Source organism: Rhizobium freirei PRF 81 (genome assembly GCF_000359745.1).
GTDB classification, from domain to species: Bacteria; Pseudomonadota; Alphaproteobacteria; order Rhizobiales; family Rhizobiaceae; genus Rhizobium; species Rhizobium freirei.
Genome location: NZ_AQHN01000013.1, coordinates 165,926 through 183,464, shown reverse-complemented (window position 1 = coordinate 183,464; position 17,539 = coordinate 165,926). Strand labels below are relative to the sequence as shown.

The following is a 17,539-nucleotide window of genomic DNA, read 5'->3' as shown; positions in this document are numbered from 1 at the left end:
GGTGAAAACTCCTTAGGCGAGGCCGATGGCGGTAATCGCCATGTCGATGGCCTTGATGCCGATGAAGGGTACGATAATGCCGCCGAGGCCGTAGATCAGCAGATTGCGGCTGAGCAGCGCGCCGGCGCCGATCGGACGATAGCGAACGCCCTTCAGCGATAGCGGGATCAGTGCAACGATGATCAACGCATTAAAGATGATGGCCGAGAGAATGGCGCTCTGTGGCGTCGCCAGACCCATGACGTTCAGCATCTTCAGCTGCGGGTAAAAGGCAATGAACATCGCTGGAATGATGGCGAAATACTTCGCGATGTCGTTGGCGATGGAAAAGGTGGTCAGCGCGCCGCGGGTCATCAGCAGCTGCTTGCCGATCTCCACGATCTCGATGAGCTTCGTCGGGTCGCTGTCGAGATCGACCATGTTGCCTGCCTCGCGGGCAGCCACGGTGCCGGTGTTCATGGCAACGCCGACATCGGCCTGGGCGAGAGCCGGGGCGTCGTTGGTGCCGTCGCCGCACATGGCGACGAGCTTGCCCTTGGCCTGTTCTTCGCGCATCAGCGCCAGTTTCATTTCCGGCGTCGCCTGGGCGAGGAAGTCGTCCACGCCGGCTTCCGCGGCGATGGCTGCGGCCGTCAGCGGATTGTCGCCCGTGATCATTACTGTGCGAATGCCCATGCGGCGCAGTTCCGCAAAGCGCTCGCGGATGCCGCCCTTGATGATGTCCTTGAGATGGATGACGCCGAGAAGGCGACCGTCACGGGCGACGGCAAGCGGCGTGCCGCCAGCCTTGGCGACCTCGTCGGCAATCGCCTGCAGCTCGCGAAGCGTCTCGCTCGAGGTTCTCGAGATCACCACCGTACCGTCGGTTCCGCCATTGGCAGCACCATCCACATAGGCAAGCACGGCGTCAACGGCACCCTTGCGGATCGACGATCCCTCCAGATCGACGCCGCTCATGCGCGTCTGGGCGGTGAAGGGCACGAAGGTTGCCTTCAGGCTCGTCATGTCGCGGCCGCGGATCGCATATTTCTCCTTGGCGAGAACGACAATGGAGCGCCCCTCCGGCGTTTCGTCGGCGAGCGAAGCAAGCTGGGCCGCATCGGCCAGATCCTGCTCGCTGACACCACGAACCGGGCGGAAGGCGGTTGCCTGGCGATTGCCGAGGGTGATCGTGCCGGTCTTGTCGAGCAGGAGGGTATCGACGTCGCCGGCGGCCTCGACCGCACGGCCCGACATGGCGAGCACGTTGAAGCGCACCAGACGGTCCATGCCGGCGATGCCGATGGCCGACAGCAGAGCGCCGATGGTGGTCGGGATCAGGGTCACGAACAATGCAACGAGCACGACCGTCTGGATCGAACCGCCGGCATAAGCGGCAAAGCTCGGGATCGTGACGGTTGCCAGCACGAAGATCAGCGTCATGCCGGCAAGGAGGATGTTGAGCGCGATTTCGTTCGGCGTCTTCTGCCGTTCGGCGCCTTCCACCAATGCGATCATGCGGTCGATGAAGGTCGAGCCGGCGGCGGCGGTGATACGCACGCGGATCTCGTCCGATAGAACCTGTGTACCGCCGGTTACGGCCGAACGGTCGCCGCCCGATTCACGGATGACAGGCGCGGACTCACCGGTGATCGCGGCTTCATTGACGGAAGCGACGCCTTCGATGACTTCGCCATCCGAGGGGATGATGTCGCCGGCTTCGACGAGAACGACGTCGCCGACCTTGAGGCTGGTGCCAGGCACCATCTTGTAGTCGGTGCGGCTGTTGCCGACCAAAAGCTTCGCCTGGGTTTCGGTGCGCGACTTGCGTAGCGAATCCGCTTGCGCCTTGCCGCGGCCTTCCGCGACGGCCTCGGCGAAATTGGCGAACAATACCGTGAACCACAGCCAGATATTGATCTGCAGCGAGAAGCCGAGATTGCCGCCGCCGGTGATGAGGTCGCGCAGGAAGAGGATGGTCGTCAGCATCGAAACGACGGCGACCACGAACATGACGGGGTTCTTGGCGAGCGTGCGCGGGTTCAGCTTCTTGAAAGCTGCGCCGATCGCCGGAACGAGGATGCGAGAATCCAGAATACTCGCTGATTTTAACTGGCTCATAAGAGGCTCCAGCGTGAAGGGGAAAACGTCAGATCGGAACGTCGCCGATCAGCCGATTAAAAATCCGAAGACGACAAGGCCGAGAAACAGGGCAACCATCGCCAACAGAATGGCGTCGGAAGCACAGGTTGTTCCGGCCGGGCCACGCCCCCTGTCGAAGGGGCGTGGATCGATTGCCTTTCTAAGCTTGGCCAAAAGCGGTTGGCTCATGACGCTCAATCCTTAAAAGGTCTGGCCTGTGATCATCGACAGATGCTCGACGATCGGTCCGAGCGCGAGCGCCGGGAAGAAGGTCAGGCCGCCAACGATCAGGATCGTTCCGACCAGCAGACCGACGAAGAGCGGACCGTCGGTCGGGAAGGTGCCGGCCGAGGCGGGAACCGTCTTCTTGGTGATGAGCGAACCGGCAATCGCGAGCGCCGGCACGATGACCAGGAAGCGGCCGATGAGCATGACGATACCGAGCGTGGCGTTGTACCATGGAGTATTGGCAGACAGACTAGCAAAGGCCGAACCGTTATTCGCCGCTGCGGAACTGTAGGCATAGAGGATCTCCGAGAAGCCGTGAGGGCCGGAATTGCCGACAGCGGCGACCGCAGAAGGCAGCACGGCCGAGATGGCGGTGAAGATCAGCATGCCGAAAGGCAGGCAAAGCACGGCAAGCATCGCCATCTTCACTTCCTTGGCCTCGATCTTCTTGCCGAGATATTCCGGCGTGCGGCCGACCATCAGGCCTGCGACGAAGATGGCGATGATGACGAACATCAGGATGCCGTAGAAGCCGGCGCCGACGCCGCCGACGATGACTTCGCCGAGCTGCAAGTTGATGAGCGGGATCATGCCGCCAAGTGCCGTAAAGCTGCCGAGCATGCCGTTGACCGCGCCGCAGGATGCCGCGGTCGTGATGACGGCGAACAGCGAGGAGGCAGCGATGCCGAAGCGAACTTCCTTGCCTTCCATATTGCTGCCCTGGACGCCAAGCGCATGGATCAGCGGATTGCCTGCTGCCTCGGCCCAGTAGGTCACGATCACGCCGGCGATGAACAGCGTGCCCATCGCGGCCAGGATGGCCCAGCCCTGACGCTGGCTGCCGACCATGCGGCCGAAGACGTTGGTCAGCGCAGCACCGATGGCGAAGATCGACAGCATCTGGATGAAGTTGGAGAGCGCGTCCGGGTTCTCGAACGGATGAGCGGAGTTGGCGTTGAAGAAACCGCCGCCATTCGTGCCGAGCATCTTGATGGCAAGCTGCGAGGCAACCGGGCCAACGGCGATCGTCTGCTGCACGCCTTCGAGCGTCGTCGCATTGACATAGGCGCCGAGCGTCTGCGGCACGCCAAGATAGACGTATACCAGCGTCAGAACGATGCAGATCGGCAGCAGGACATAGAGCGTCGCGCGGATCATATCGACCCAGAAATTGCCGATCGCCTTGCCCGAGGCGCGCGCGAATGCGCGGATCAGCGCGACGGCGATGGCAATGCCGGTTGCCGCAGACACGAAGTTCTGCACCGTCAGGCCGGCCATCTGCACGAGGTAGGACATCGTGCTTTCGCCGCCATAGTTCTGCCAATTGGTATTGGTGATGAAGCTGGTCGCCGTGTTGAACGACAAATATGGCTCAACCGCAGTCATGCCGGCCGGGTTATACGGCAAACTGCCTTGCAGTCGTTGCAGCAGGTAAAGAGCGATGAAGCCGGCGAGGCTGAACAGCAGCATGGAGATCGAATAGGTCGTCCAGTGTTGCTCTTCGCGTTCGTTCGTGCCGGCCAAGCGATAAAGCCCCCGCTCCAAGGGACGGAAGATAAAGGAGAGGAGTGTGCGCTCGCCGGTAAAGACACGCGTCATGTAACCGCCGAGCGGTTTGACGAGCAGGAGAAGGATCCCAATGTAAAGGAGGATCTGAAGCCATCCGTTGAGGGTCATGGAAGTAACTTTCCCTATCCAGCGCCGTTAGAAGCGCTCGGGGCGAATGAGAGCATAGATCAGGTAAGCGGTGAGAAAGAGCGTCACGCCGCCACCGAGAATGTAATCGAGAAGCATTGCCGTCTCTCCGACTAGAGGCTGTCGCAGGCCTTGGTATAAGCGACGCAGAGGAGGAAGAATAAAACGCCGATCCCGACAAGAATGATGTCCATCATCGATCGCGATTCCTTGCTTGTTATTGTTGACTGCAGAAACGACGAGGTAGCGCTCTCGGTGAAAGCGCCTCTTTTCATTCTGCCGAGATGAAGCGCACCTCACGTGCATCTTCGGCACGCAATATGCTGCCGAACGGCATTAAGGTTCGAGACGGCGGGAGAGCGGGAGATATAAAAATCTTATAAATGCCGGCGCGGATCGGCGTGGCAGGAAGCGGCCTTTGGATACCACGCGGAGCCCGGCGGCTTCTATCAGCTGATCAAGCGCGATTTAGCCGGGCCTGCCGCAACCGACGTGGGTCCGCGTCCGCAAGCCTGGCACGAAGGGCATGCAACTGAATGAGATCAAGCAACTAGGGTCGAACGATAACCTTGATCTCGCCCGATAGCGGGGCACTACCGACAACCTCGGCGACATCTTCAAGACCTATGGTCTTCGTCACCAGGGAATTCAGCTCCAATGCGCCGCTTGCCACCATCGCCGCAGCGCGCGAATGGGTAAAAGGGTTTAGATAAGCCGGCCTTATCTCGACCTCGTTGACGAGCAGATCGAAGGGCAGAACAGGCACTTCAAGACCCGCCGGCGTCACGCCGAACAGAACGAATGCACCCCCGCGCCGCGCCATCCTGACGCCGGTCTGCAAGGTCTCGGGAACGCCAGCACACTCGATGACGACGTCGGCGCCGCCTTGAGTTCGCTCCCGCACCAGAGCGACCGTGTCCGCGGCAGCCGGGTCGAAGGCATGTGTGGCACCTAAACGCAATGCCGCCTCGCGCCGCGACAGCTGGCGTGTGATCAAAATCACTTCACCGGCACCGGCCAGTCGTGCCAATTGCACCATCAGCAGCCCGATCACACCGCCGCCTTGGATAGCGACGGTATCGCCCGGACGAATCCTCGCCTTGTCGATGGCGTGAATGCAGCAAGCCAACGGCTCGCAAAAAGCTCCATGGACGGGATCGAGATCCGCAGGCAGCATGAACGCCTGGCTGCTTGGCACCGCGACATGCTCGGCAAAGCCGCCATCCCGGGTCACACCGATTGCGGTCAGGCACTCACAAAGGTTCGGTCGCCCGCGCCGGCAGGCCGGACAGGAGCCGCAAGCGATATTCGGATCGATGGTGACGAGCTCGCCGCCGGTGAACGCCGAAACACCGTCGCCGACCTCCTCCACAAGACCGCAGAATTCGTGGCCCAGCGTTACCGGGATCGCTGTCGGATATTCGCCCTTGAACATATGACGATCCGAGCCGCAGATGCCGGCCGCCAGCACTCGGACAATCAATTCGCCCGGCCCGGCGTTTGGCCGTTCAACGTCGCGCATGGTCAGGGACCCTACCGCTTCCAAACGTACTGACCTCATTCTCCTCCTCCGATCGTAGCGCCCCATGAGTCGATACCGCAGCATCGCTCCCTTCGACATACTATAGCGCGATACCTTGCGGCGTGTAGAACCCGGCCTGCAAGACAGATGCGAAATGCATTTCCGTCACGTCGACCAGAAGGACCGACTAACACGAATGCCACCCGTCGCCGTTGCCCTCCAAGACAGCGGATCGACCGGCCTTGAAAGAGGCGCGGACAATAGGTCAGGGCGGAGGTGGCATCGTTTCCGCGCCCATCCCGTTCAAGGGTTCCGGGAGTTTCAGGAGAATCTGTCAAGGCCGGCGGCAGCTGCCGCTCAAATGCGGAATCTTCGACAGGCAAAAGGAACACTATCGGCTGAGCGCCCCCCCCCCACTTTCGAGGGGCGATCTCTTTATCGACGGCAGATTCAGCCGTGGCGGGATTCCGTTCCCTGGATCGCCGAAAGTATCCAGTCCGCACCGGGCTTACGCACGAAAGTCCAGAGCTCGACCGTTTCCGAGGGGTTGCGATCGTCGCCATCGACGAGCTTGCCCGTCGTGCGATCGAGCATGGCGTCGATGCTGGAATAACGCATCGCAAGCGTCGCATATTCGGCATTGTCCTCGCGCCAGGCTTCAGCGGTATCGCCCTGCAGCAGGCGAACGTCAGAGACGCTGTTGCGCACGCCGTTGGTGGCGTTTTCGCCAAGCTCCTCCGCCAGGTAGGACATTGCCTCCGGCGTCGTCAGCCGGCGCAACGTGGCATAGTCTTCCTTGCCATAGGCCGTCTGAACTTCGGTGAGGAGCCGCTCGAAACGATCAAGATCCGCCTGCTGCAGCCCGATCTCGTCGCTGGCCTGCCGCGTTTTATGTGCCGCCGCCGTTCCGCCACCGATCGTCGGGATCGAAAAGGAGGGGCGCGGCGACGCACCGGCATTGTTCATCGGGTTCGTATTGTGGGATTGGCCCGTCCCCGGTGCCGCATATTGCGTGCGCTGGCGATTTGCAAAGAACCGCATGGCAAAGCTGATCAGCAGCACGATCAGGCCGATCTGCAGCAACATGCCGAGGAAGCCCATGCCACCGCCGAAGCCATGGCCGAGCAGCATGCCGAGAAGACCACCGGCGATCAATCCGCCGATCATCGATCCGCCGAAACCGCCGAAGAAGCCGGGGCGCTGCTGGCCGCCGATCGGCGGTTGCGTGGTGGTTTGCGGCTGCTGCGGCCGAGGTGTCATCGTCCGGTCGATCGGAGCGGCTTGCGTCGGAGCCGTCCGCGTTGTGGCAGGCGTGTCGAAAGTCCGCGTTCCGCGGCTGCCGAACCCGCTGGAGCCGGCACGACGTGCGTCGGCAACATCGAAGGTCGCTAGAGCGGAAGCGGTAGCGAGGACGACGATGGCTGCGATCTTGGCAAAACGGGAAACGACCCTGAGCATTTGCTCTCCTGTGATTGAGCGGAATAACGATTTTGGCCAGATATGGGGATGCCGAGCTGCGATTGTAAGTTGGTGCGCCTCCAAATTTCAAACCACAGCGCGCTATACATTAGCCGGCTCGATGGGTTTTGCCTCGAACATCCCGGAAATATTGAGCTTTCAGGCCCGCAGATCGGGCGACGGCCCTCGCCGGCAAAGCCTAGTTTTCCTCGGCGCCTTCGAGCAAGCCGTCATAAACCTCCATCAGCGCATTGGTGATCGCCTGCCCGAGCGCATTGCCGGCGGCACGGACATCATCGTCCGCGCCATCGCGCGCCGCCCTGGCGAGTTCGAAGCCCTCGCCGCTGACGATCTGCTTTGCCACTTCGATGGCCCAAAGGCCGAAGTCGCCACGGTTGTCGATCTTGATCGGGTCTTCCATCACCTGTCCTATTCACTCGTCTTCATTCACGGCTACCAGGCTCTATACGCTCAAGCTGAGCAAAGCGAGCATTGATGCGCGGGCGGCGAGAACGTTTCCCACTATCAGCAGCCAACATATCGCGTTCTCGATCGGATATGGGGCATTATGGCGACCGTTCACTCCAGGAGAGCGCCTCGATAGGACGCTGAGTCTGTTCGCAAAGGCGGATCGCGGGAATTGCGGCGGGAAGCGCTCATGCGATCGCCGACGCCGTCAACGGCGCCGCATCACCGGGATTCGAGCCGCCACAAGGGCAAAAGAGGCTGCTGAAGCGCTGGAAATTGTGGAAATGCGCCTTTCCGAGCCCTCAAAGACCAACAGCCCCCGTGACAATGAACGGCTGCAATGGAAATGATTCCGCTGTAACCATTGCGGGGAAGCATCATGACCACCACGAATGAAATCGCAGACAAGATTGCCGCTGACCACAAGCTGACCAAGGCTCAGGGCAAGGCAATCGTCGAAGCCGTTTTTGCCTCCATCGCCGGGGCAGCGTCTTCCGGCGCCGAGACCTCCATTCCGGGTTTTGGCAAGTTCAAGGTGAGTGCGACGTGAAAGTCGCCTAAGTAATTGTTTGTACGGGATTTATATTCCGGGACAAACCTGATGTTCCGTCATCAGTAGCCTACCGGCACATGCGGGACTGGTAACGGTCCGGTTTGAAGCTGCCGGGACAATGTAGCCGGGCCTTCGGGCCATGCCGATGTCGTGAGGCTGAGGCATCTTCTGCGAGCATCAATGCGGATGGGGCGCTAGGCTGGGTGGTATGATCAATGCAAATGAACTGCTGATAAACGTCGTGAAATTTGACAAGCCAAAGATGCTGACAGGCTTGAACCAAAAGGTGTGCGGTCGGATGCTTCTCTTCACTTTGGAGGCACACGGACGAAGGACCGCCGGCGGATAGGCAGGGTCTAACCCGCCCGCGTTATTTAGGTGAAACACGGTAAACCCGCATCGTCGCCCGGCAATGGGCAGGCCGACCGCAAGGAAAGTTGTTGGCGGTGCGGGCAGAGGATGTCGGAGAAAGCGAACGCCGGACTGTAATGGTTTGGACAGGGGTTGCGGCTCGCCAACATCACCCCGCCCGAAAGGGAGCAGACTTCCGACGGGTCTCCCGTCGCGAGAGAATGTGCAGAACCCTCGGCAGGAGGACAGGCAAATGACGGTCACAACAGTGACTGGTGCGGCCTCCCGCGAAGCGGCGAGCTGGGGCCAGATTGACTGGCGCAAGGCTTACCAACACGTGCGACGGCTGCAGATGCGTATTGCGAAGGCAGTTAAGGAAGGTCGCTGGGGCAAGGTGAAAGCCTTGCAACGGCTGCTGACCCACTCGTTCAGCGGCAAGGCGCTTGCGGTGAAACGGGTTACTGGAAATCAGGGAAAGAGAACACCCGGAGTGGACCGGATCATCTGGGACACACCGGATAAGTGCGTCAGAGGATTATTGTCGCTCAAACGGCGTGGGTATCATCCTTTGCCGTTGAGGCGGGTATATATCCCGAAAGCAAACAGCAAGAAACTGCGTCCGCTCGGTATTCCGACGATGAAGGACAGGGCCATGCAGGCACTTCACCTGCTCGCTCTGCTACCTGTCGCGGAAACGACGGCAGACCCTAATTCGTACGGTTTTCGACCGTATCGAGCAACCCGTGATGCGGCCCGGCAGTGCTTTATCGCGCTGCGCGGGCGCGGCACGGCGGAATGGGTCTTGGATGCGGACATTGCTGGCTGCTTCGACGAAATCAGCAAGGACTGGCTCATCGCCAACATCCCCATGGACAAGGTGGTGCTCCGGAAGTGGCTGGACTCCGGTTACATAAAGGACGGTGACTGGCACGCGACGAAAGCGGGAACTCCGCAAGGGGGAATAATCTCGCCCACGCTCGCCAACATGGCCTTGGACGGAATGGAAAAGATGTTACGGGACTTCTACGGCCCAAGACGTCGCAACAGCCTGACCAAGGTCCACTTGATACGTTACGCCGATGACTTCGTCGTCACAGGTGCTTCAAAAGAAGTGCTGGAGGAGGCGAAATCTATGGTCGAGGAATTTCTGTCAGAACGGGGCCTGTCTCTGTCTGAAGAAAAGACTCGCATCGTGCGGGTCGAGGAAGGTTTCGACTTCCTCGGCTGGAACGTGCGCAGATATGATGGGCATACCCACATCAAACCCGCCAAGAAGAACGTGGTGGCGTTTATGCGCAAGATCCGAACTATCACCAAGGGTGCCGCCGATGTGAAGCAGGAGTATCTGATAATGTCGCTAAACCCGGTCATAAGGGGATGGACCAATTATCATCACAACCAGGTGGCGAAGGAGACCTTTCGCAAGGTCGATCATCTCATCTGGAAATGTCTCTGGCAGTGGGCCTGTCGTAGACACCCGGACAAGCCGCTTCGCTGGGTGAAGTATCGTTACTTCGCTCGGGAAGGTACACGAGACTGGGTATTCCGCACCGGGATGAAGGATAAGGCAGGAAACTTCAAGTTCATCCGCCTCATCCACGCATCCGACGTACCGATACGTCGCCACTGCAAAATCCGCGCCGAAGCGAATCCTTTCGATCCCATGTGGGACAGCTACTTCGCCGGAAGGCGCGGTCTGCCGTCGGAAGTTACGGATCGGCCCGGTGATTCCACATCTCATACCGATGCACAGGAACTGGCGGCTCTGGTCTAACAGGGCTTGGCGGAGGCTTGAGCTGTATGCTGGGAAACTCGCACGTACAGTTCTTAGGGAGGAGCGGCCCGGCAACGGGTCGTTCCTACCCGACAGGACACGCCGGAGCGCGAGGCTCGCAATCCGGGAACGGGCGCGACCATTAAGGTTGCCGCCGCGAAGAAGCTCACGTTCACGCCTGCAAAGGCGTTGAAGGATGCGCTCAACAAGTAGTCTCGCGCTTTGAGCCATCAAGGCTGAATGCCATCGGACGGCCGGCTTCAGCGGAGTGAGGCCGGCCGCTGGTGTGTGAAAACGCGTGGGCCTGCGCTCGCCATCAATGGCGATATCATCTGCCGCCAAGGGCGGGGTATTGCTGACTTTGCCCGGCGACTTGGTCCGTCTGGATGGCAGGGATGCCCGCGTCGGTCAGGCGTCCTCAGATCGCTTCCGGATCTCCCAGTGCTGCGGATCGGTAGAGCGCGCGCTGGGTGAAGCCCTCAAAAATTCCAATCCTCGTCTTCGGTCGCAACAGCCTTGCCGATGACATAGGACGAGCCGGAGCCGGAGAAGAAGTCGTGGTTCTCGTCTGCATTGGGCGAGAGCGCCGAGAGAATGGCGGGATTGACCTTGCAGGCCTCGGCCGGAAACAGCGCCTCGTAGCCGAGGTTCATCAGCGCCTTGTTGGCGTTGTAATGCAGGAACTTCTTGACGTCTTCCGCAAGCCCGACGCCATCGTAGAGCGCTTCGGTATATTTCGCCTCGTTGTCATAGAGTTCGAGCAGCAGATGGAAGGCAAAATCCTTGATTTCCTGCTTGCGCTCTTCCGAAAGCCGCTCCAACCCGCGCTGGAACTTATAGCCGATATAGTAGCCATGCACGGCTTCGTCGCGGATGATGAGACGGATCATGTCGGCGGTGTTGGTGAGCTTGGCGCGACTCGACCAGAACATCGGCAGATAGAAGCCCGAATAGAACAGGAAGCTTTCGAGGAAAACGCTGGCGACCTTCTTCTTCAAGGGATCGCCGGATGCATATTGCTCCATGATCAGCGCCGACTTCTTCTGCAGGAACTCGTTTTCCTCCGACCAGCGATAAGCGTCGTCGACATCGGGCGTCAGGCAGAGCGTCGAGAAGATCGACGAGTAGGAGCGCGCATGCACGGCCTCCATGAAGGAGATGTTCGACAGCACGGCTTCTTCATGCGGGGTGGCGGCATCGGCCATCAGCTTGACCGAACCGACGCCGTTCTGGATCGTGTCGAGCAGAGTGAGACCGGTGAAGACACGGATGGTGAGCTGCTGCTCCTCCGGTTTCAGCGTCGCCCAGGATTGAATGTCGTTGGAAAGCGGCACCTTTTCCGGCAGCCAGAAATTGCCGGTCAGCCGGTTCCAGACCTCAAGATCCTTGTCGTCCTCGATGCGGTTCCAGTTGATGGCGCGAATGCGGCTTGCCGGCTTGAATTGCATGTTCATTTTTATCGTTCCTCAAGGGTTCAGAGCGTACAGGAGACGCAGCCCTGAACCTGCGTGCCTTCGAGCGCCATCTGGCGAAGCCGGATGTAGTAGATGGTTTTGATGCCCTTCTTCCAGGCATAGATCTGCGCCCTGTTGATATCGCGCGTGGTCGCGGTATCGCGGAAGAAAAGCGTCAGCGACAGGCCCTGGTCGACATGCTGGGTGGCCGCCGCATAGGTATCGATGATCTTCTCCGGTCCGATCTCGTAGGCGTCCTGGTAGTAATCGAGATTGTCGTTGGTCATGAAGGCGGCCGGGTAATAGACGCGGCCGATCTTGCCTTCCTTGCGGATCTCGATCTTCGAAACGATCGGATGGATCGACGAGGTCGAGTGGTTAATGTAGGAGATCGAGCCCGTCGGCGGCACGGCCTGCAGGTTCTGGTTATAGAGCCCGCCTTCCATCACGGCCTTCTTCAGTTCCAGCCAGTCCGCCTGCGTCGGGATGGCAATGCCGGCCTTTTCGAAGATGTCGGCCACGCGTTCGGTCGCCGGCTTCCATTCGTGCTCGGTATATTTGCCGAAATACTCACCGGAGGCGTATTTCGAGTTCTCGAAGCCCTTGAAGCTCTGACCCCGTTCGACCGCAAGCAGGTTCGAAGCGCGGATAGCGTGATAGGTGACCGTGTAGAAATAGATATTGGTGAAGTCGACGCCTTCCTCGGAGCCGTAGAAGATGCGCTCGCGGGCAAGATAGCCGTGCAGGTTCATCTGGCCGAGGCCGATGGCATGGCTTTCGTCATTGCCCTTTTCGATCGAGGGCACGGAGGAGATGTGGCTCATGTCGGAGACGGCCGTCAGCGCCCGGATGGACATTTCGATCGTCTTGCCGAAATCGGGGCTGTCCATCGCGGCCGCGATGTTGAGCGAGCCGAGATTGCAGGAGATGTCCTTGCCCATATGCTTGTAGGAGAGGTCGTCGCTATATTCGCTGGCCTCGCTCACCTGCAGGATTTCCGAGCAGAGATTGCTCATGGTGATGCGCCCGGCGATCGGGTTGGCGCGGTTCACCGTGTCTTCGAACATGATGTAGGGATAGCCGCTCTCGAACTGGATCTCGGCGATGACCTGGAAGAAGTCGCGCGCCTTGATCTTCTTCTTGCGGATGCGGCTGTCGGCCACCATCTCGCGGTACTTTTCCGTGACCGAGATTTCGGTGAACGGCACGCCATAGACGCACTCTACGTCATAGGGCGAGAAAAGGTACATATCCTCATTGTTCTTCGCGAGTTCGAAGGTGATGTCGGGAATGACGACACCGAGCGACAGCGTCTTGATACGGATCTTTTCGTCGGCATTCTCGCGCTTGGTATCGAGGAAGCGCATGATGTCGGGATGATGAGCGTTCAGATAGACGGCGCCGGCCCCCTGCCTGGCGCCGAGCTGATTAGCGTAGGAGAAGGAATCTTCCAGCAGCTTCATCACCGGGATGATGCCCGACGACTGGTTCTCGATATGCTTGATCGGCGCACCGGCCTCGCGGATGTTAGTGAGCGACAGCGCCACGCCTCCGCCGCGCTTGGAAAGCTGCAGCGCTGAATTGATGGCGCGACCAATCGACTCCATGTTGTCTTCGACGCGCAGCAGGAAGCAGGAGACGAGTTCGCCGCGCTGCTTTTTGCCGGCATTGAGGAAGGTCGGCGTTGCCGGCTGGAAACGGCCGGAGATGATTTCGTCGACCAGATCGCGGGCAAGCTGCTCGCTGCCTTGCGCCAACGTCAGCGCCACCATGCAGATGCGGTCTTCATAGCGCTCGAGATAACGCTTTCCGTCGAAGGTCTTCAGCGTGTAGCTGGTGTAGTATTTGAAGGCGCCGAGGAAGGTCGGAAATCGGAACTTCTTCGCATAGGCGTGATCGAAGAGATCGCGCACGAAATTGAAGGAATATTGGTCCAGCACCTGCCTCTCGTAGTAGCCTTCGGTCACGAGATAATCCAGCTTCTCCCGCAGGTTATGGAAGAAGACGGTGTTCTGGTTGACGTGTTGAAGGAAATACTGCTTGGCCGCCATGCGATCCTTGTCGAGCTGGATTTGGCCCTGCTCGTCATAAAGGTTCAGCATGGCATTGAGGGCGTGATAATCCAATGCCGTTTCCGTGGCCTTTGCCGGCCGATCGCTCGTGGGATGAGAAAAGGTGTGAAGCGGCTTTTCGCCCGCATCCAGCGACAAAGAAGAGCTCAGCGTGTCCAAAATCGTTCCAATCCATGCCTGACATTAGCGACATCCTCATCGGTGCCCAGAAGCTCAAACCGATAGAGATACGGCACCTGGCATTTGGCGGAGATGATGTCGCCGGCGATCCCATAGGTCGCGCCGAAGTTGCTGTTGCCCGCGGCGATGACCCCGCGGATGTAAGATCGGTTATCCGCATCATTGAGGAAGAGGATAACCTGCTTGGGCACGGCGCCCTGCCCCCCCTCGCCGCAATAGGTCGGGACCATGAGCACATATGGGCGGGCCGCTCGAAGCTCTTGCCCGACGCCGAGCGGAATGCGAGCGGCCGGCAAGGCAAGCTTGGCAACGAAGCGATGGGTGTTTTCAGACCTGCTGGAGAAATAGACGAGCTCGCCCACCGCTTGGCGCCTCAGGCGAGAGCGCTGATCATGTCAGGGCGGAAACCCGCCCAATGCTGCTCGCCGGCGACAACGACAGGAACCTGACGATAGCCAAGCCCCTGCACCAGCTCATTGGCTGCGCTATCGGCGGACACGTCGATGATGGTGTAATCGATGCCCTGTCGGTCGAGAGCGCGGGTGGTTGCGGTGCACTGGACGCAGGCGGGTTTGCTGTAGACGGTAATGCTCATGGGATATCCTCGTGTATTATAGGCACGCAAAGGCACTCGGGCACCGAATGATGCCCGCAAGCGCGAGATGAAAATGGAGGCAGACACAGCTAGCCGCCGGTCGCCTGAACGACCGTCATTCCCGTAGCCGGTTGTGGATACTCGAAAACATGGACTTCACCCCGAAGTTATTCATGCGGGGCACTTGCGACGGCGAAGGGGACGGCAATCATACCGCAGGAACCCTCGCTCGCCATTCGGACACCCCGCCCGTGGACGCTATGCTCGAGGCAGGTCTCCTGGCTCGCGGGTCGCAGCATTCGATCTCGCCTTCCCAAGACGCATGCGTCTCAGTGGCCATCTCGATCGAACGCTCACCGCTCACAGTTGCGGGGGCAGCTACGGCTTGGCGATCATCATGTTCGCCGACCATATTCCCATCTTAGCCTCCAATTCTTGCGAATCGAAGGAACCTCGAACACTACATATAGTATCTGACGTTAAAAATGCGTCAACTGGTTCTCCATCTCGGAGATCGATTTCCATGTTGATGGCGCGTGGACGGCACCGCCAAACCCTGCATCCGCGGGGCTTCCTTGCAAGAATGCATCAGGCAAGACGGGGCGGGAACATAGCCTTGCAAAAAGCTTCAAGATGCCGCTTCAGCTCGTAGAGCAGCGCGCAGATCGCAAGCGTGGCAACGGCGATCGGGATAAAGAACGAGGCGGACATCAGTCCTATCTGGTGCAACGCGTAGGCAATGAGCAGCATGACGGTCTGATGCAGGACGTAATAAGTAAGAACTGCCCTGTTCAGATAACGAATGACGGCATTCTCGGATTTGCACCAGACTTTTGCATAACCGAGAACGGCAACAATGGCGCACCACTGAAAAGTGCCTGCAAGGATTCTTCCCGCCAGCGCCCGTCCCCCTTCAGGCGCGACCGCAGGCAAGGCGGGAAAGAGCATTGTCATAGTCACCGCGCACGCCAATGCCACGACGAGGGCGGGTCTTCGCATATTGACGATCGCATCCCAATAGTCGTTGCGCATCGCCATCGCCGCACCGACAAAGAACGACGTGATGTAGACGGCATGGCCGTACCAGTCGCCCAGCATATTCAACGTCGGTGGGAAGGCCGGCCGCAGCACCAGCCTTAGCAGCACGAAGTACAAGGCAGGAAATATCAGAACCCATTTCCCCGTCAGCCAGGCCTCCAGCTGGTCGCCTGCGGTGGCCAGCAACCGTGGCCACGCTGATAAGGCGAGCGTCAGAAGTGCGGTATAAGCCCAGAGATAGGCGAGATACCAAAGGTGCTGCATTCCGGCGAGTTGTGCATGCTCGCCACCTGGCAGCGGAACCGGCGTCCAGGTCACATAGTGCCAGAAGACAGCGTACAGACTGATATTGACGCCCAACACGGCATTTAGCCAAATGTACATCTGAGGCGGTATCAGAAATAAGAGACCTAGAAGCAGAGGTATCAGCAATTGTCTTGTACGCGCGCTCCTTATCTCATCCGGAGATTGCTGCGTCAGCAAGATGCCCGTCACAGTTCCAGAAATGATAAACAGGAGCGACATTCTCCAAGGATGCGTCCATAAATGGATCATGTCGAAGAGAGGAGAGGTCTGGGGCGCCTTCAGCAGGAACTCTTTCGAGTCGTAGATCAAGCTGACATGATAGATGATCAGCAGCATGAAAGCCGCAACCCTCACAAAATCCAGATCATATCGACGCGGCATCTTCTCCATAATTTAGCATATTCAATTTCAACCCTTAATGGACCGTCAAAAGGGAAAGTAATAAATCATAGCGCGAGGCTAAGCTCGCGATTTTGACGATTGCGGAGCCAGCATGAAGGCCATCAACATCCCTTAATCCGTGGTATCTTGCGTCCACCGGCCAAGCTCAATCCGATTGTCCGCATCTCTGCGCGCAAAAAGGCAACAGCCTTTCACAAACTCGGTCGCCCAGCCTCAGTTGAACTGGCTTTCGCGGATGCGGTCGGCGAGATCAAGAAAATTCTGGCGCATGCGGCGCAGCGTGAAATCAAGGCCGAACAGGCGTCCGCTTTCGCGAAAGCCGATAGACTGGGCAGCTTTCGAGTTCTGAAACGCTTCGAAAGCGGCTTCCAAGGCGCCATCGGCTTCGGACAGGCGCTGGGAATCGACCTCGCCTGCGTTGCGGAGGGCTTTCCCGCAAGCCTCGGCGAATCCGGCCTGAGAACGCATGACCCGTGCAGCCTGCGGCCCAAGCGCCGCAACGACCTCCGCCGGAAACGGAGCTTCAAGCAGATGACTGACATAGGTCATGTCATTGCGGATACGCCAAAGAGAGCGCGGGATAGCATCGGAAATTCCTTGCCTTGCGAGCCATAGGGCGTGCTCGCGCTGCGCATCGGTCAACAGGGCCTCCGCGGCCACCAGCGATTGCCGCAGCCCGATATTGGCCTCCGTCGCCGACACCGCCTCTCCCTTCTCGGCGCCTGCCGCCAAGGTGCGCAATATCTGCGCCATTACATCGAGCGCCGAGGCGAAACGATCGAGCACCACCGTACGCGACCGGGTCGGCAGGATAACGAGGCTGGCAAGGACGCCGATAACCCCTCCCAGCGTGATTTCGGCAATCCGGTCGATCACAAAGACTTCCACGGGAACCGCCTGGGAGCGCGTGAGCATCACGATTGCCGCAGTCAGCCCGGCATTCCGCAAGCGAGGTGCGCGCATGGAAACGAAACTGGCTATACCGACGACGCAAATCAGCGCGATCCCGATGGGGAGCGGCTGATGCGGCGTCAAGAATACCGCAATGCCGCCGAGTGCCGCGCCCGCGACCGTCGCCACCAACCGGTCAACGGCCATGCCAGCCGTTGCGCCGACCGAGTTCTGCATGACGATCAACACCGTGAAGACGGCCCAATAGCCCTGCTGAAGGTTGAGAAGCTGGGAGAGGCCATAGGTGACCGTGCAGGCAATCATGACCCGCAGCGCCTGTATCGCCGCACGCTTGGTCTGGATCGAGGAGGTTTTCGGCGGAGTCGGAGGCCCGCTTTGACGAGATGATGTCTCGGTCATCGCGCAGCTTT

Annotated in this window: 14 protein-coding genes, 2 pseudogenes and 1 riboswitch; of the genes and pseudogenes, 3 read left to right on the top strand and 13 right to left on the bottom strand. The window is 59.4% G+C overall.

Annotated elements, in window-relative coordinates:
• Positions 1 to 12 precede the first annotated feature (12 nt).
• From kdpB to RHSP_RS06400, 7 genes are all read right to left on the bottom strand, one after another.
• A complete protein-coding gene (kdpB, locus tag RHSP_RS06425) occupies positions 13 to 2,100 on the bottom strand; it encodes a potassium-transporting ATPase subunit KdpB (protein ID WP_004110827.1) in 2,088 nt (695 codons plus the stop codon).
• Between the two features lie 48 nt (positions 2,101 to 2,148).
• Positions 2,149 to 2,310 carry a hypothetical protein gene (locus RHSP_RS34505; RefSeq protein ID WP_157385299.1) on the bottom strand — a complete coding sequence of 54 codons (162 nt, stop codon included), beginning with the start codon at positions 2,308 to 2,310 and terminating at the stop codon, positions 2,149 to 2,151.
• Positions 2,311 to 2,322: 12 nt separating this feature from the next.
• A complete protein-coding gene (kdpA, locus tag RHSP_RS06420) occupies positions 2,323 to 4,026 on the bottom strand; it encodes a potassium-transporting ATPase subunit KdpA (RefSeq protein WP_037149994.1) in 1,704 nt (567 codons plus the stop codon).
• Between the two features lie 27 nt (positions 4,027 to 4,053).
• Positions 4,054 to 4,143 carry a K(+)-transporting ATPase subunit F gene (kdpF, locus tag RHSP_RS06415; RefSeq protein ID WP_034509905.1) on the bottom strand — a complete coding sequence of 30 codons (90 nt, stop codon included), beginning with the start codon at positions 4,141 to 4,143 and terminating at the stop codon, positions 4,054 to 4,056.
• A 451-nt stretch (positions 4,144 to 4,594) separates the two neighbouring features.
• Positions 4,595 to 5,605: a zinc-dependent alcohol dehydrogenase family protein gene (locus RHSP_RS06410; protein ID WP_004110806.1), complete on the bottom strand. Its 1,011-nt coding sequence runs from the start codon at positions 5,603 to 5,605 to the stop codon at positions 4,595 to 4,597.
• Between the two features lie 411 nt (positions 5,606 to 6,016).
• On the bottom strand, positions 6,017 to 7,024 hold the full coding sequence (locus tag RHSP_RS06405; RefSeq protein ID WP_004110803.1) for a TIM44-like domain-containing protein: 1,008 nt from the start codon (positions 7,022 to 7,024) through the stop codon (positions 6,017 to 6,019).
• 199 nt (positions 7,025 to 7,223) lie between these two features.
• Entirely contained in the window at positions 7,224 to 7,445 is a 222-nt protein-coding gene (locus RHSP_RS06400) for a hypothetical protein (protein ID WP_004110790.1), read from the bottom strand.
• A 426-nt stretch (positions 7,446 to 7,871) separates the two neighbouring features.
• Here RHSP_RS06400 and RHSP_RS06395 point away from each other — a divergent pair.
• The 3 genes and pseudogenes from RHSP_RS06395 to RHSP_RS33360 form a co-directional block, all read left to right on the top strand.
• Positions 7,872 to 8,039, top strand: a pseudogene (locus tag RHSP_RS06395) (HU family DNA-binding protein); the annotation flags it as partial.
• A gap of 610 nt (positions 8,040 to 8,649) precedes the next feature.
• The gene (ltrA, locus tag RHSP_RS06390) at positions 8,650 to 10,170 is read left to right on the top strand and encodes a group II intron reverse transcriptase/maturase (RefSeq protein ID WP_004119807.1); all 1,521 of its coding nucleotides are present in this window, start codon (positions 8,650 to 8,652) and stop codon (positions 10,168 to 10,170) included.
• 93 nt (positions 10,171 to 10,263) lie between these two features.
• Positions 10,264 to 10,383: pseudogene (locus RHSP_RS33360) on the top strand (HU family DNA-binding protein); the annotation flags it as partial.
• A 266-nt stretch (positions 10,384 to 10,649) separates the two neighbouring features.
• Here RHSP_RS33360 and nrdF read toward each other — a convergent pair.
• The 6 genes from nrdF to RHSP_RS06360 form a co-directional block, all read right to left on the bottom strand.
• Positions 10,650 to 11,624: a class 1b ribonucleoside-diphosphate reductase subunit beta gene (gene nrdF / locus RHSP_RS06385; protein WP_004110788.1), complete on the bottom strand. Its 975-nt coding sequence runs from the start codon at positions 11,622 to 11,624 to the stop codon at positions 10,650 to 10,652.
• A gap of 20 nt (positions 11,625 to 11,644) precedes the next feature.
• Positions 11,645 to 13,834, bottom strand: a complete 2,190-nt coding sequence (nrdE, locus tag RHSP_RS06380) for a class 1b ribonucleoside-diphosphate reductase subunit alpha (RefSeq protein WP_276307808.1) — start codon at positions 13,832 to 13,834, stop codon at positions 11,645 to 11,647.
• Between the two features lie 8 nt (positions 13,835 to 13,842).
• Positions 13,843 to 14,238, bottom strand: a complete 396-nt coding sequence (nrdI, locus tag RHSP_RS06375) for a class Ib ribonucleoside-diphosphate reductase assembly flavoprotein NrdI (protein WP_004110782.1) — start codon at positions 14,236 to 14,238, stop codon at positions 13,843 to 13,845.
• Between the two features lie 11 nt (positions 14,239 to 14,249).
• Entirely contained in the window at positions 14,250 to 14,471 is a 222-nt protein-coding gene (gene nrdH, locus RHSP_RS06370; RefSeq protein WP_004110778.1) for a glutaredoxin-like protein NrdH, read from the bottom strand.
• Between the two features lie 251 nt (positions 14,472 to 14,722).
• A riboswitch (cobalamin riboswitch) is annotated at positions 14,723 to 14,942 on the bottom strand.
• A gap of 117 nt (positions 14,943 to 15,059) precedes the next feature.
• A complete protein-coding gene (locus RHSP_RS06365) occupies positions 15,060 to 16,196 on the bottom strand; it encodes an acyltransferase family protein (RefSeq protein ID WP_004110777.1) in 1,137 nt (378 codons plus the stop codon).
• A 234-nt stretch (positions 16,197 to 16,430) separates the two neighbouring features.
• Entirely contained in the window at positions 16,431 to 17,528 is a 1,098-nt protein-coding gene (locus RHSP_RS06360) for an FUSC family protein (protein ID WP_051074048.1), read from the bottom strand.
• Positions 17,529 to 17,539: the final 11 nt, after the last annotated feature.

Coding starts and splice junctions, on each gene's coding strand:
- kdpB (WP_004110827.1), bottom strand. CDS start 2,100: ATGAGCCAGTTAAAATCAGCGAGTATTCTGGATTCTCGCATCCTCGTT.
- RHSP_RS34505 (WP_157385299.1), bottom strand. CDS start 2,310: ATGAGCCAACCGCTTTTGGCCAAGCTTAGAAAGGCAATCGATCCACGC.
- kdpA (WP_037149994.1), bottom strand. CDS start 4,026: ATGACCCTCAACGGATGGCTTCAGATCCTCCTTTACATTGGGATCCTT.
- kdpF (WP_034509905.1), bottom strand. CDS start 4,143: ATGCTTCTCGATTACATTCTCGGTGGCGGCGTGACGCTCTTTCTCACC.
- RHSP_RS06410 (WP_004110806.1), bottom strand. CDS start 5,605: ATGAGGTCAGTACGTTTGGAAGCGGTAGGGTCCCTGACCATGCGCGAC.
- RHSP_RS06405 (WP_004110803.1), bottom strand. CDS start 7,024: ATGCTCAGGGTCGTTTCCCGTTTTGCCAAGATCGCAGCCATCGTCGTC.
- RHSP_RS06400 (WP_004110790.1), bottom strand. CDS start 7,445: ATGGAAGACCCGATCAAGATCGACAACCGTGGCGACTTCGGCCTTTGG.
- ltrA (WP_004119807.1), top strand. CDS start 8,650: ATGACGGTCACAACAGTGACTGGTGCGGCCTCCCGCGAAGCGGCGAGC.
- nrdF (WP_004110788.1), bottom strand. CDS start 11,624: ATGAACATGCAATTCAAGCCGGCAAGCCGCATTCGCGCCATCAACTGG.
- nrdH (WP_004110778.1), bottom strand. CDS start 14,471: ATGAGCATTACCGTCTACAGCAAACCCGCCTGCGTCCAGTGCACCGCA.
- RHSP_RS06365 (WP_004110777.1), bottom strand. CDS start 16,196: ATGCCGCGTCGATATGATCTGGATTTTGTGAGGGTTGCGGCTTTCATG.
- RHSP_RS06360 (WP_051074048.1), bottom strand. CDS start 17,528: ATGACCGAGACATCATCTCGTCAAAGCGGGCCTCCGACTCCGCCGAAA.